The organism is uncultured Campylobacter sp., from assembly GCF_938030145.1.
GTDB lineage: Bacteria > Campylobacterota > Campylobacteria > Campylobacterales > Campylobacteraceae > Campylobacter_B.
Window position 1 is genome coordinate 19,586 of sequence record NZ_CALHGM010000048.1, and the last position, 13,071, is coordinate 32,656.

The window sequence follows — 13,071 nt, forward strand, 5'->3', positions numbered from 1 at the left end:
TATGGCACAAAAAAAAGTAGTTAAGAAAAAAACCGTCAGAAAAAATATCGCCAAAGGCATAGTTTACATCTCCGCTACGTTCAACAACACTATGATTACCGTAACGGACGAAATGGGCAACGCGATCGCGTGGAGCAGTGCGGGCGCTTTAAATTTTAAAGGCAGCAAAAAATCCACTCCTTATGCGGCGCAGCAAGCCGTCGAGGACGCGCTAAGCAAAGCCAAAGAGCACGGCATCAAAGAGGTAGGCGTCAAAGTTCAGGGTCCGGGAAGCGGACGCGAGACCGCCGTTAAAAGCGTAGGTAGCGTAGAAGGGATTAAAGTTACGTATTTCAAAGATATCACTCCTCTTGCGCACAACGGTTGCAGACCGCCTAAACGACGTCGCGTGTAATTATAAAAGGAGAAATTTATGGCTAGATATACAGGACCGGTTGAAAAATTAGAAAGAAGGCTCGGCGTCGATCTATTTATGAAAGGCGAGAGAAGGCTTGCGGGCAAGAGCGCGCTTTTAAAACGCCCTTACGCTCCGGGTCAGCATGGACAAAGACGCGCTAAACTAAGCGAATACGGCTCACAGCTTCGCGAGAAACAAAAGGCTAAATTTATGTACGGCGTAAGCGAGAAGCAGTTCCGTAGGCTATTTGCCGAAGCGGCTCGTAGAGAGGGTAACACCGGAGCGATCTTGGTTCAGCTTTTAGAGCAGAGGCTAGATAATGTAGTTTACCGCATGGGCTTTGCTACGACTAGACGCTTTGCGCGCCAGCTCGTTACGCATGGACACATTTTAGTAGACGGCAAACGCGTCGATATCCCTTCATACAGCGTCTGCGCAGGACAAAAGATCGAAGTGATCGAAAAGAGCAAAAATAACCCGCAAATTTCAAGAGCGCTGGATCTTACTGCACAGACCGGCATCGTAGCGTGGGTCGACGTAGAAAAAGAGAAAAGATACGGAATTTTTTCTAGAGTTCCGGAGAGAGAAGAAGTTGTTATTCCTGTAGAGGAAAGATTTATCGTAGAGCTTTACTCGAAATAGTAGGTGCTAATATGAGAAAAATCACAACATCAGCTCATATGCCAACTGAAATAAAGGTTGAGAATGTCAGCGAAAATGTTGCTAAAATCATAGCATATCCCTTTGAAACGGGATATGCCGTCACTCTAGCTCATCCTTTACGAAGGTTACTTTATACGAGCACGGTCGGTTTTGCGCCGACTGCGGTTAAAATAGAAGGCGTAAGCCACGAATTCGACAGCATGCGCGGCATGCTCGAGGATATGGCGGCTTTTATCATAAATTTAAAGGGCTTAAGGTTTAAAATTAAGGGTGATTCCCTACGCGAGGTCGTAGAATACAGCTTCAAAGGACCTAAAGAAATTTACGGCAGCGACCTAAATAACGACGCCGTAGAGATCGTAAATCCAAGCGCTTATCTGGCTACGATAAACGAGGATGCCGATCTTAAATTTACGCTCATCATCGAAAAGGGCATCGGCTACGTCCCAAGCGAAGAGATCAGAGAAAATTTAGACGCTGATTTTATCGCGCTGGATGCGTTTTTTACCCCGGTAACCAAAGCTGTTTACGATATCGAAAACGTATTCGTAGAGGATAATCCCGACTACGAAAAGGTGGTCTTTACGATCACTACCGACGGTCAGATCAGCGCGATAGATGCGTTTAAAAACGCGCTTGAGGCAATGTATCAGCAGCTGGCGGTTTTCAAAGGTATCGTAAATATCAGCGCTGCAGATACTTTCGGTAGGGCAATCCCTGCAAATTCCGAGTTTGCAAAGCTTTTTGAGAGCGTTAGTAATCTAAGCTTAAGCGCACGAAGCTTCAACTGCCTGGATCGCGCCGATATTAGATTTATCGGCGAGCTAGCGATTATGGAGGAGAGCGAGCTTAAAGATCTTAAAAATTTAGGCAAAAAATCGCTTGAGGAGATCAAGGCCGTTATGGAGGAGATCGGTTATCCTATCGGCAACCAAGAGCTCGGCGATAAAAAAGAGCAGCTAAAACGCAAGCTTGATGAGCTGAAGGCTCAAAGACAAAAGAATGAAGGACAATAAATGAGACATAATCACGGATATAGGAAGCTAGGGCGTACTTCGTCTCACCGTGCCGCCCTGCTTAAAAATTTAACCATCGCTTTAGTTGCTAGCGGTAAGATCGAAACTACGCTTCCTAAGGCAAAAGAGCTAAGAAGCTATGCCGAGAAGCTGATCACTCGCGCGCGAAAAGGCGACAGCGAGGCGCATAGATTTGTTTTCGCGGCGCTTCAGGATAAGGCTGCGACAAATAAGCTGGTCACCGAGATCGCCCCAAAATACGCAGGCGTAAACGGCGGCTACACTCGCATCATCAAAACCCGCCTTCGCAAGGGCGACGCCGCAGAGATGGCTTATATCGAGCTAATCAGCAAATAAAATTTCGGGATCGCTCCCGAAATTTCTTCTATGAAATTTAAAATTTTACTCCCGCTTATTATCATTGCTGCGGGCTTGGCATGGGCATTGGACAACTATCTTAGCTACAAAAATATCGAAACGATCAACTCCGAAATTCCGCTAAAGCAAGCATTGGACGGCGAGCAAATCTCTAAAATCCGCGTCTATAAATCCAAACGAATTCTTGAAATTTTAACTTCAAAAGGCGTCGCGAAAAGCTACAAAATCGCCCTCGGACGCGAGCCTGAAGGGCACAAGGAGATTCAAGGCGACGGCAAAACCCCGGAGGGCAACTACACCATAAACGGCAAAAATCCAAACTCGGCGTATCATCTAAATTTAGGCATCTCCTATCCGAATAAAGCCGACGTAGCGCACGCAAAATCCCTCGGCAAGAGCGCAGGCGGCGATATCAAAATCCACGGGCTACCGAATAAATTTAGCTACCTAGGACAGAGTATCGCAGCGTTCGGCGACTGGACGGAGGGCTGCATAGCGCTCGTCAACGACGATATGGACGAACTTTTCGAGCATGTAAAAATCGATACGCCGATAGAAATTTTGCCGTGATTGCACGCGCCTGCGCTAAAATTTCACAGCCGCGATCGATATAAAACGTAGCGTAAATTTTATCTACGAGCTTCAAAATAATGTTTGCCGCCCAGGCTTTCGTAGTCGTGAAATTTACGATTAAACTCGGAGTCTGTTTTTATAAAATTTAATCGTATCGGCGCTTGTCCTAATTAAATTTAGGCAGTTCCGCTTTAAATTTTACATACCGCTCAAACGAAATTTCATCTCCAATTTAGCCCTCGGTCTAGCTGAAATTTCATCCCAAATTTATGGCGCAAATAGTCTAAATTTAAATATACGCAAGCCAGATGATTTGCGCGTACTTCGCCATTGCGAATCGATAAAATTTTAAAATCGCGGCTCGCCGTTCGCGGCGTATAAAATTCTTTGCGAGCCATAACGCAAAATCCACGCTCCTAGCGCAAAATTTCAGATTAAATTTCATCCCCGATAAGCCTTTTTTTATCGCTTTTGGATATAATGCGCCAAAATCAAAATAAGGAATTTTAATGATACCATTTAGCGATGAAGAGCTTCTAGCCCCGGTACAAGATAGCTTGGAGCTAATCCGACCGATGCTGCAAAACGACGGCGGCGATATGAAGCTTTTAGGTATAAAAAACGGCGTCGTCTATGTCCGCCTTACCGGGCATTGCCACGGCTGCGCCGCAAGTGCACAGACCCTAAAATACGGCGTCGAGCGCCAGCTTCGCATGGATATCCATCCGGAGCTTAGCGTCGTAAACATCCCCGAAGGCGAAGAGTTTGAACTATAAAAAACTGGGGCTAAAGGCATTTTCGCGCGGAGAATTCGAACTTGCGAAGCTGTATTTTTCGCTCGCATACGAAAAAAGCGGCGAGGAGGAAATTCTATTTTTGCTCGAGCTTTGCCAGACTGCGCTGGCAGACTGCGAAGAGGCGCTTATGCTCTTTGATTTTTACAACCTCAGCCCCAAAACTCAAACCGCGGAGCTTTTTAAAATTTTAAACTCCATCAACGAAAAGATCGCGAACGAAGCAGCCTCCGAACCCGGCGCCGAGGACGAGATCGCCGTTATCGCCTATGCCGATTTTATGCGAGCGGTAGGTCAAAAGGGCTTTAAAGACGCCTTCGAATCGATCATTTTTTCCTCCAAAATCGCTATTTCGGACAAAAGCGAGATGATAGAATTTTTAGAAAATTTGATAGAAAACGGCTACTACGAGATGGGATTAAACTACGTCGAGAGCTCGGCCGCGGCATACGCAGGAGACCAGCGCTTCGAAGCGCTGATGCAAAAAATCAAAAATCATGAAAATACGACTCGAAAATAGCTTTATCACCGACAACTCCGCCAAGTGCGAGGCGGGCTGCTTTTTTATGCGCACGGACGCAAACGCCAAATTTGAATCCGAAGCGGCGCAAAAAGGCGCGCAGATCATCTCTATCGCGCAAGCAAAGGAACTTTTAAATATTAATCCGCGCATCAAAATCGTAGGCATCACCGGTACGAACGGCAAAACGACGACCGCGGCGGCGATCTACTCGACGCTACTGGATCTAGGCTTTAGCTGCGGTCTAAGCGGCACGCGCGGCGCCTTTATAAATGAGCGTAGAATTGATGAGAAGGGGCTTACGACGAGCTCAGTTTTAAAGACGATAAGCTATCTTTACGAAGCCGGCAAGCAGGGCTGCGAGTATTTCGTTATGGAGGTTAGCTCCCACGCGATCGCGCAAAATCGCATAGAAGGGCTAAATTTTGCGCTTAAAATTTTTACGAATTTAAGTCAAGATCATCTTGATTATCACGGCAGCATGCAAGAATACGCGGCAGTCAAGAGCTCGTTTTTCGCCGACGACGCGCCAAAGCTCATAAACGCCGATGACGGGCACATTAAATTTAACCCTGCAAACGCCCTTACCTACGGCATCAAAAATGCCGCAAGCTTCGGCGTGAGCGGATACGGGCTAAAGGGCGGCATCGACGCGCTCGTACGCACCCCAAACGGCGATAATGCGCAGCTGCAAAGCGATCTGATCGGCGAGTTTAATCTCTACAACCTTACCGCGGCGTTTGCGGCAGTTAAAATTCTGACCAAGCTGCCGAACGAAAAGATCGCAAAAGCCCTAGCAAACTTCGGCGGCGTCGAGGGTCGCGTGCAGATCGTAAATAAAAACCCGCTTGTGATCGTCGATTTCGCCCATACCCCAGATGGTATCGAAAAGGTGCTAAACGCACTGCGCGCAAGCGGCGAGATCATCGCGGTTTTTGGCGCGGGAGGCGATCGCGACCACGGCAAGCGTCCGAAAATGGGCGCCATCGCCGAGCACTTTGCCAAAATTTGCATCGTCACGAGCGATAATCCGCGTAGCGAGAATCCGGATGAGATCATCGAGCAAATTTGCGCCGGGATGCGCCGAAAAGATAAAATTTTAAAGATCGCGGATCGCAAAGAGGCGATCGCGCGCGCACTAGATCTTGCCAAAAACGGCGAGATGATCGCTATTTTGGGCAAGGGCGACGAGACCTACCAGGAAATCAAGGGCGTGAAGCACCCCTTCAGCGACAAGCAGGTCGTAAGCGAGCTCGTCGCAGCGCGAGGCGGGTCAAATTTAGACTAAATTTAAAGGACAGCCGATGAAAATCGAAATTTTATCAAGCAAAATCCACCGCGCGCGCGTGACGGACGCCAACCTCAACTACGTGGGCTCGGTCACGATCGGACCCGAGCTCATCGAAGCTGCGGGGCTTTGCGAGTACCAAAAAGTCGAGATCCTAAACGTCAATAACGGCGAGCGCTTCGCCACCTACGTGATTCGCGGCGAAAAAAAAGGCGAGATCTGCCTAAACGGCGCGGCTGCGCGCAAAGTCTGCGTCGGCGACGTCGTCATCATCGTGGCTTACGCACAAATGAGCGCAAAAAAAGCAAGAAGCTTCAAGCCTAAAATCGTGCAAGTAAACGAAAAAAACCAAATAACGGAGTAAAGATGTTTGAGGGAATGGATTTTTCAAAAATGGGGCAGATGCTCGATCAGATGCAGGCCAAGGCTAAGCAGATCGAGGAAGAGAATGCGCGCAAGGAATTTACCGTAAAATCGGGCGCGGGCATGGTCGCCATCAGACTGAACGGCGCGGGCGAGGTGCTTGATCTGAGCATCGACGACAGCCTTTTTAGCGACAAAGAGAGCTTGCAGATCCTGCTGATCTCGGCGATAGGCGACGCGATAAAACTCGTCGAAAACGAAAAGAAAGGTGCCGCAGCGTCCATGCTAGGAGGGCTCGGAGGCCTAGGCGATTTGCTTGGCAATAAGGGCTGAACCTATTTCAAAATCGTTGAAAGTAGGCTTTTTAGAGAGGGTGACTACTTCCCGCCTGGCGAGCGGTTTGGATTTTACGGAGCGAGCGGCTTCTGTAGCAAACTAAATGAAGCCCGATTTTATAAGGCGGCGTTAATTTAGATTTTTTTGTGGCGATACGGTTTGCATAAAGCACGGCTCGCTTGATTTGACGCTAGGTTATTAAATTTCAACCTTAGCAAATCGGTCAAATTTAACGGGTGGCGTGAGGGCAAATTCTAAAATTTCGGCGAGCTGCTACGCTGCGGCGCAAAGTAAAATTTAGCTCGCACGGCTTAAATGCAAAGCGGGCGAGCCGTTGCGCGACATCTGCGAGCAAATCGAGCGTAAGATGCGGCTCAAAAAAGCGGAGCATCCTTCGCCTCGCGCACTGCGTAAAGCTAGGGAAATTAAAATTTAAAATTTTAAGCGGTATAATTACTTCTACGCGACGTACAAACGGCTCGCGACAGCAAAGTCTAAGCTGCACGACGAAAAGGTATTCGAAGGGCGCGAATTTGCATTCGTCAAGGGCGCGCCTAAGCAGAGCAAATCAAAACCGCAAGGTAGGATCGATGGATATTTTAGAAAAATTTAAAGATTACTTGAAGCGCAACGAACTGAAGGCGCCGAGCTTTCATCCGTACTTTGAGGAGGCGCTCAATTACATGCTGCAGGCGGGCGGTAAGCACTTTCGCGCACAGCTGCTACTAGGCGTCGTCTCGGCGGTGGATGAGCGGCGCTTTGAGGGCGCGCTGGCGATCGCGATGGCGCTTGAGATGATCCACACCTACTCGCTCATCCACGACGATCTGCCCGCGATGGACGATGCGGATCTGCGTCGCGGACGGCCGAGCCTGCATAAAAAATACGACGAGGTCACGGCGATTTTGGTGGGCGATGCGCTAAATACCGACGCGTTTTTAATCGCCGCGAGCGCGAACCTAAGCGACGAGATCAAGATAAAATGCATTAAAACTCTAGCGCGAAATGCAGGCAGCGGCGGCATGGTGCTCGGCCAGGCTATCGATTGCCGTTTTGAAAACAGCCCGCTAAAACAAAGCGAGCTTGAGTTTTTGCATCTACACAAAACGGGCGCGCTCATCGCAGCGGCGTTTGAGCTAGGCGCCATAATCGGCAGGCTAAAGGACGAGCTCGCGCATGAGCTTTATAAAATCGGTCTGAAGCTAGGTCTCATATTTCAGATCGAGGATGATATCATCGACGCCACGGGCGACGAGGCAAGCGCAGGTAAGCCCGTAGGGGCGGACGGCGCGAAAAATTCCTTCGTAAATTTACTAGGTCTTGCGAGTGCTAGAAGCTACAAGCAGCGCCTAATAGACGAGGTAAGCGGCGCGATGAGCGGCTATGATGCAAGTCTACGCGATTTGGTTTTAAATTTGATAGAAAAATACCTGAAAGGATGAAAAATGTCGAGCGAGCAACTAAGTAAAATTTCAAACACGATCAAATTTCTAAGCGCGGATATGATCCAAAGCGCCAACTCGGGCCATCCCGGTACGCCGATGGGGCTAAGCGACGTAATGAGCGTCTTTATGAACAAGGTCCGCCACAACCCCAAAAATCCCGCGTGGCTAAACCGCGACCGCGTCGTATTTTCGGGCGGGCACGCAAGCGCGCTCGTGTATAGTTACCTCTATCTTAGCGGATATGATTTGAGCATGGACGATCTCAAAAGCTTCAGGCGTCTGCACTCCAAAACACCCGGTCACCCGGAGATCACTACCCCCGGCGTCGAGATAGCTACCGGACCACTTGGTCAAGGTGTCGCAAACGCAGTCGGATTTGCGATGGCCGCGAAATACGCCGCATATCTGCTCAACGAGGAAGGAAACGAGATCATCGATCACCGCGTCTATTGCTTCTGCGGCGACGGCGATCTACAGGAGGGCATTAGCTACGAAGCGTGCGCGCTTGCGGGCAGACATAACCTCGATAATCTAACGATAATTTATGATTCTAATGGCATTACGATCGACGGTAGCACCGATATCGCGTGGTTTGAGGACGTGAAGGTGCGATTTGAAGCGCAGGGCTTTGAGGTCGCGCGCATCGATGGGCATAATTTCGATCAGATAGAATTCGTCCTTGACGAGGTCAAAAACAAAACCAAACCCTACCTCATCATCGCAAATACCACGATCGGCAAGGACGCGCTCGAGCTTGAGGGCACGGCCAAGACACACGGCGCGCCGCTTGGAGAGGAACTGCTTGCGCGCGCTAAGCAAAGCCTGGGCTTTGATCCCGCTCAAAGCTTCGTCGTAAGCGAGGACGTGCTTTTTGCTACGCGCGCTGCGATCGAGAGGGGTGATTTGGAGGAGCGGCTTTGGAAGGAGAAGCTTGCGAAGCTAAGCGATGAAAAAAGAGCGCTTCTAAACGAGCTTTTAAATCCCGATTTTAGCAAGATAGAATTTCCCGATTTTAGCGGGCTTAAGGTCGCCACGCGCGATAGCAACGGTAAAATTTTAAACGCCATTGCAAACGCGGTGCCCGGCTTTTTGGGCGGAAGTGCCGATTTGGCGGCGTCTAATAAGACCGAGCTAAAAGGCGGCGGCGACTTTCCGTGCGGCAAAAATTTACACTTCGGCATCCGCGAGCACGCGATGGCGGCGATCGGCAACGCTTTTGCGAGGTACGGGCTTTTCATCCCGTTTAGCGCGACGTTTTTCATCTTTAGCGACTATCTCAAAACGGGCGCTCGGCTCGCGGCACTGATGGGCTTGCGACACTATTTCGTCTTCACGCACGACAGCATCGGCGTGGGCGAGGACGGGCCGACGCACGAGCCTATCGAGCAGCTTAGCACCTTCCGCGCGATGCCCGGCTTCTATACCTTCCGCCCCGCGGACGGCAACGAAAACGTAAAATGCTGGCGCACGGCGCTTACTCTGAATGCGCCCGCGGCGTTCGTCTGCTCGCGTCAAGGGCTTGAGCCGCTACCTAAGGCAGTTTTGGGCGACGTGCAAAACGGCGCGTATCTGCTAAGGCAGAGCAAAGAGGCGCAGATCACGCTCATCGCAAGCGGCAGCGAAGTCTCGCTCTGCCTAAAAGCGGCAGCGATCCTGCAAGAGCAAGGCATCGGTGCAAACGTCGTCAGCGCGCCGTGCTTCGAGCTTCTGTGCGAGCAGGACGCTGATTATCTGGCGCAAATCCTGCAGGCGCAAACTAAAATTTTAGCCGTCGAAGCCGCAAGCGCGCTTGAGTGGTATAAATTTGCAGACGCGGTACACGGCATGCAAAGCTTCGGCGAGAGCGGCAACGCGAGCGAGCTATTTAAGCTTTTCGGCTTCACCGACGTCGCGATCGCAAAAGAAGCAAGGGAGCTTTTAGAGCAGTAGCGAAAAGGGTAAAATTTGAGCGAAAAAATCAAAATTTCGTATTTAGACGGATTTAAAATTTATGGGTTAAAAGCCCGCACGAAAAACGCGGACGAGCTAGGCGAGAGCGGCAAAATTCCCGCGCTGTGGGCGAAATTTATGAAAGAGTGCTATGACGGGCGGAGCGAGATTTACGGCGTCTATTACGATTACGAAGACGGCGCCGACGGGTTTTACGATATCTTTATCGGCGCTAAAGCACCCCGCAGCGACGAAGCCTTGGAGATCAAAAGCGGCAAATACGCGGTTTTTAGCTTCCCGAATGAGCCGCAAAACGTAGCAAAGTTTTGGAGCAAAATTTGGAACTTTTTTGAGGCCGGCGAACTAAAAAGAGCGTTTGGAACGGATTTTGAGTTTTACGGCGGAGACGAGATCAAAATTTTTATCTCGGTTTTGTAGGGCGGCGCATGAAATTTATAAACGGCGAGTGATTTTTCTCCGCCGCGACGATGAGCTTTTGCGTAAAATTTCATCCATAAAGCGGTAAAATTTCGTGCCCAAAAAACTACGCGCACGAAAATAAATTTTACGCCGAAAGCCAGGCCGCACCTTAAGCCGTGGATTTAAAACGAAATCTAAATTTGCGCCGTTAAATTTGAACCCCCGCCCGTAAAAGCAGCCGAATTTCACGCCAAATTTCATTTTTAAATCTGTTATTAAGCCATTTTTGGCTTAAATTACACTTTCATTCGGGTAGATGTCCGAGCGGTCGAAGGAGCGCGCCTCGAAAGCGCGTAAGGCGTCAGCCTTCTGGGGTTCGAATCCCTATCTACCCGCCATTCATTCAAATTTCACCCAATACTCGGGAGTTAAGATGAGCAATAAACTCCTTTCGATGAGCCTGCAAGAGCTGTGGCGGCTCTTTCCGATACGTCTCGTACCGCACGATCCGCGCTGGGGCGAATACTTTAGGCAGGAGCGCGAAATTTTACGCGGCCTGCTGCAAGATCATGGCGAGATCAAGATCCACCATATCGGCAGCACCGCGGTAAGCGGGATCTGGGCGAAGCCGATCGTAGATATTTTGATCGAATGCTCGGATATTGCCGTCGCCAAACAGCGCTTGATAGAGGCGGGCTATCTGCTAATGAGCGAAAAGGGGAGCCGCTGCAGCCTAAATAAGGGCTACACCGAAGCGGGATTTGCCGAGCGCGTTTTTCACGTACATCTACGAAATTTCGGCGATGCGGACGAGATATTTTTTAGAGATTTTTTGCGGGCGAATGCGGATATCGCCGAGCGGTACGAGGCGCTTAAATTAGAGCTTTGCAAGCGCTATGAGTTTGACCGCGACGCCTATACTGCGGCAAAAAGCGAATTTGTGCTTAAATTTACGCGCATCGCTAAAGAAAATTCAAAATAATCGCGCAAATTTGATCTCTGCGTATAAGTTCGCTTTCCAAGAGCGATAAAAATGGCTAAATTTTATAAATGATACGGGCGGATAGCGCCGCGCCCTGTGAGCTTATTTTTATAAAATTTTGACCGTAATTTCAAATTTAAATGGCGCTCATTCAGCTATCTGTAGATAAAATTTCCAAATTCTGCCAGCAACGAAGTCGCCCATAAAATGCGCTGTATCACCTATCGCTGTATCACACCGCAAACAAAAGGCGTTCCTGCGCTTCGGTACAAATTTAAATTTAAAAGCCTACGCGTCGTTAAATTTTTAGAATTTTACCAAAAACAAACTCACAAACCCGCTAAATTTAAAGCGGCGAAAATTTTAAATTCCTCGCCGCTAGCTAGCCGCATAAATTCCACGACGAGCGTTTAAATTTAATGATCGCTCTTTAGCCCCGCGCCGCAAAGCGGGATGATGCTATCTCCTTGCAGATCGCGGCTTTCTTTGTAGCGCAGATACGCCGCGTAGGTGGCCGCGGTCGTATGCTCGACGTAAAATCCGCCGCGCGCAAGAGCCGCTCTAGCAGGCAGTATGTCGCTCTCGCTCGCTAAAATCACCTCGCGCTCGCCCGCGTAGCTAGAGCCAAGAATTTCGTCCGCGCGCATCGGTCTTGCGATAGCGATACCCTCCGCTAGCGTCGGCTGCGGCCTGATCTCGCGCGCCGCACCTTTAGCATTAAAAAGCGGGGCGCAACGCTCGCCCTGAACGATGAAAATTTTCGGCAGCGCCTCGATAAAGCCACCCTCATATAGCTCGCCCAGCGCCGCTTGAGCGCCCAGCAGTAGCGTGCCATTGCCCACGGGGATAAAGATATTGCGCGGCACCCTGCCCAGCTGCTCGTAGATCTCATAAATGTAGCTCTTCGTGCCCTCGTAAAAGATCGGATTATAAACGTGGTTGGCGTAATAGATCTGCTCCTGCGCGGCCTTTTTGCGGCACGCATCCGCCGTCTCGTCGCGGCTGCCGTCAAATACCGTGACGTGCGCGCCGTGGCTTTTGATCATATCGATCTTTTTGGGCGATGTGCCCTTCGGAACGTAAATTTCGCACTCGATGCCTGCGCGAGCGCAGTACGCCGCCACGGCATTGCCCGCGTTGCCGCTGGAGTCTTGCAGCACCTTTTTCACGCCGATATTTTTGGCGTGCAGCACCAAAACCGTCGCCCCGCGATCTTTAAACGAAAGCGTAGGCATCGCGTAATCGAGCTTGAGATAGAGATTTTCGCCGAATTTTACGCTCGCCGTGAGCCCCTCACCCATCGAAATTTCTCTAAATTTAGCCGTGTCGATGCCCATAAATCTGCGGTATCTAAAGATGCTAAACTCGCTTTGATCTACGAGCGCGGGGTTAAATTTAGGTGCATCGGAGTTTAGCTTATACAGCCCACCGCAGTCGCATTTATAGCTCAAAGTATCGATGGGCGCGTGCTTGCCGCAGCCCGTGCAGATGAAATTGCTCATTTTCGCTCCTATTTTTTCTCTTTTATTTTTGCGACGGCCTCGATCTCTACGAGACAGCCGAAGTGTAGAGCCGTAGTCGGTACCACGACGCGAGCGGGCTTGTGCGCGCCGAAAAACAGCGCGTACTGCTCGTCGATCACGTCCCAGTTCTCGACGCCCGGCGTATAGACGCGGCACATCCGCACGTCGCCTTTATCCGCGCCCGCGGCGGCCAGCACTGCCGCGACGTTGCTTAGGGCCTGTGCGGTCTGCGCAGCAAGACCATCTGGAGCGGCTCCCGTGCGTGGATCCACGCTTAGCTGCCCCGAGACATAGAGCGTGCCGTCGTCGTCTAAGATGCCCGGCACATAATGCGCCTTTTTCGGCGCGAAACCGCTTGGATAAATTTCTTTCATTTAAGCTCCTTTGCATATAAAATTTTATATAATTTTACTCTAAATAATTTTGGATAAATGTTAGGTTTTT

The 13,071-nt window shown here is 49.9% G+C and carries 17 protein-coding genes and 1 tRNA gene; 16 read left to right on the forward strand and 2 right to left on the reverse strand.

Going from position 1 to position 13,071, the window contains the following annotated elements; genetic code table 11:
• Window position 1 precedes the first annotated feature (1 nt).
• The 16 genes from rpsK (at window position 2) to Q0323_RS11230 (ending at window position 11,518) form a co-directional block, all read left to right on the forward strand.
• Window positions 2–394 carry a 30S ribosomal protein S11 gene (gene rpsK, locus Q0323_RS11155; RefSeq protein ID WP_005869857.1) on the forward strand — a complete coding sequence of 131 codons (393 nt, stop codon included), beginning with the start codon at window positions 2–4 and terminating at the stop codon, window positions 392–394.
• A gap of 18 nt (window positions 395–412) precedes the next feature.
• Window positions 413–1,039, forward strand: a complete 627-nt coding sequence (gene rpsD, locus Q0323_RS11160) for a 30S ribosomal protein S4 (RefSeq protein WP_298054514.1) — start codon at window positions 413–415, stop codon at window positions 1,037–1,039.
• Between the two features lie 11 nt (window positions 1,040–1,050).
• Window positions 1,051–2,076 carry a DNA-directed RNA polymerase subunit alpha gene (locus Q0323_RS11165; protein ID WP_177387178.1) on the forward strand — a complete coding sequence of 342 codons (1,026 nt, stop codon included), beginning with the start codon at window positions 1,051–1,053 and terminating at the stop codon, window positions 2,074–2,076.
• Complete coding sequence (gene rplQ, locus Q0323_RS11170; RefSeq protein ID WP_295150599.1) at window positions 2,077–2,433, forward strand: 50S ribosomal protein L17; 357 nt, start codon at window positions 2,077–2,079, stop codon at window positions 2,431–2,433. It abuts the gene before it with no gap.
• Between the two features lie 87 nt (window positions 2,434–2,520).
• Complete coding sequence (locus tag Q0323_RS11175; protein ID WP_298054517.1) at window positions 2,521–3,024, forward strand: L,D-transpeptidase family protein; 504 nt, start codon at window positions 2,521–2,523, stop codon at window positions 3,022–3,024.
• A gap of 512 nt (window positions 3,025–3,536) precedes the next feature.
• On the forward strand, window positions 3,537–3,803 hold the full coding sequence (locus Q0323_RS11180) for a NifU family protein (protein ID WP_298022260.1): 267 nt from the start codon (window positions 3,537–3,539) through the stop codon (window positions 3,801–3,803).
• The gene (locus tag Q0323_RS11185) at window positions 3,793–4,341 is read left to right on the forward strand and encodes a histidine kinase (RefSeq protein WP_298054519.1); all 549 of its coding nucleotides are present in this window, start codon (window positions 3,793–3,795) and stop codon (window positions 4,339–4,341) included. The genes Q0323_RS11180 and Q0323_RS11185 overlap by 11 nt, the downstream gene beginning before the upstream one ends.
• Window positions 4,319–5,629 (forward strand): UDP-N-acetylmuramoyl-L-alanyl-D-glutamate--2,6-diaminopimelate ligase, encoded by a 1,311-nt coding sequence (locus Q0323_RS11190; protein WP_298054521.1) that lies wholly within the window; start codon window positions 4,319–4,321, stop codon window positions 5,627–5,629. Before Q0323_RS11185 ends, Q0323_RS11190 begins: the two co-directional genes overlap by 23 nt.
• A 16-nt stretch (window positions 5,630–5,645) precedes the next feature.
• Window positions 5,646–5,993 carry an aspartate 1-decarboxylase gene (panD, locus tag Q0323_RS11195; protein WP_298054523.1) on the forward strand — a complete coding sequence of 116 codons (348 nt, stop codon included), beginning with the start codon at window positions 5,646–5,648 and terminating at the stop codon, window positions 5,991–5,993.
• Between the two features lie 2 nt (window positions 5,994–5,995).
• The gene (locus tag Q0323_RS11200) at window positions 5,996–6,325 is read left to right on the forward strand and encodes a YbaB/EbfC family nucleoid-associated protein (protein WP_005869878.1); all 330 of its coding nucleotides are present in this window, start codon (window positions 5,996–5,998) and stop codon (window positions 6,323–6,325) included.
• 593 nt (window positions 6,326–6,918) lie between these two features.
• Window positions 6,919–7,770: a polyprenyl synthetase family protein gene (locus Q0323_RS11205; protein ID WP_298054525.1), complete on the forward strand. Its 852-nt coding sequence runs from the start codon at window positions 6,919–6,921 to the stop codon at window positions 7,768–7,770.
• Between the two features lie 3 nt (window positions 7,771–7,773).
• Window positions 7,774–9,702, forward strand: coding sequence for a transketolase (gene tkt / locus Q0323_RS11210; protein WP_298054527.1), 1,929 nt, complete (start codon window positions 7,774–7,776; stop codon window positions 9,700–9,702).
• A 27-nt stretch (window positions 9,703–9,729) separates the two neighbouring features.
• A complete protein-coding gene (locus tag Q0323_RS11215; RefSeq protein WP_298054534.1) occupies window positions 9,730–10,140 on the forward strand; it encodes a GyrI-like domain-containing protein in 411 nt (136 codons plus the stop codon).
• A gap of 292 nt (window positions 10,141–10,432) precedes the next feature.
• A tRNA-Ser gene (locus Q0323_RS11220) sits at window positions 10,433–10,520 on the forward strand.
• A gap of 35 nt (window positions 10,521–10,555) precedes the next feature.
• Window positions 10,556–11,104, forward strand: a complete 549-nt coding sequence (locus tag Q0323_RS11225; protein WP_298054528.1) for a GrpB family protein — start codon at window positions 10,556–10,558, stop codon at window positions 11,102–11,104.
• 207 nt (window positions 11,105–11,311) lie between these two features.
• A complete protein-coding gene (locus Q0323_RS11230) occupies window positions 11,312–11,518 on the forward strand; it encodes a hypothetical protein (protein WP_298054529.1) in 207 nt (68 codons plus the stop codon).
• A 2-nt stretch (window positions 11,519–11,520) separates the two neighbouring features.
• On the opposite strand, the gene Q0323_RS11235 is transcribed toward Q0323_RS11230, so the two are convergent.
• Together Q0323_RS11235 and Q0323_RS11240 are read right to left on the reverse strand one after the other, a co-directional pair.
• Window positions 11,521–12,606 carry a threonine synthase gene (locus Q0323_RS11235; RefSeq protein WP_298054530.1) on the reverse strand — a complete coding sequence of 362 codons (1,086 nt, stop codon included), beginning with the start codon at window positions 12,604–12,606 and terminating at the stop codon, window positions 11,521–11,523.
• 8 nt (window positions 12,607–12,614) lie between these two features.
• Window positions 12,615–13,001, reverse strand: a complete 387-nt coding sequence (locus Q0323_RS11240) for a RidA family protein (protein WP_298054532.1) — start codon at window positions 12,999–13,001, stop codon at window positions 12,615–12,617.
• Window positions 13,002–13,071 lie beyond the last annotated feature (70 nt).